General features: G+C 56.5%; 1 pseudogene. It reads right to left on the minus strand.

The annotated features are described in order from the left end of the window. Positions 1-408, minus strand: a pseudogene (locus DK261_RS13025) (IS21 family transposase); the annotation flags it as partial. Between the last annotated feature and the right edge of the window lie 114 nt (positions 409-522).

Genomic DNA, 522 nt, shown 5'->3' on the forward strand with positions numbered 1-522 from the left:
GCCGATCAGCAGACCTTCTTCGCTCCAGTAGAAAGGCCTCGCCGAGTGCAAATGTCAGCGGTACAAAGGCCTGCAAAGACTTGCCTTGCTCGCCGCGCCACGAGTGTATGAAGGCGGTGAGCTGACTGTAGCCGCCGTCGTACCTCTCGGCCTTGATCTGTTCGAAGAGTGCTTTGGCGCTCCTGCGGTTGTGCTTTGCCCGAAACGAATCGGCCTTGAGCGCCTGCTCCTGCGTCTCGTGAAATGGACTGAGTTTGTTGAAGGTTGCGCACCGTTGGTACGCCGGCTGAGTGGCTTCGGGGGCTCTGACCCATTTTCGAATGGTGTTTCTCGACAGCCCGGGACGCTGGCTATCTGATGCAGCGACAACTTGTCGCGAAGGCACATCCGCCGAATTTTCCCCAACATTTCTATGCTGATCACCCTGTGTTCTCCTGCTCGGAAAGCGAGCAGAAGCAGTTGAACACCTGGGTCAGTTTTCAGTCGGCAGAACAGCTTTTACTGGGTCAGTTTTCGGTCAGC

Source organism: Pseudomonas sp. RW409, assembly GCF_003184125.1.
GTDB lineage: Bacteria > Pseudomonadota > Gammaproteobacteria > Pseudomonadales > Pseudomonadaceae > Aquipseudomonas > Aquipseudomonas chlororaphis_I.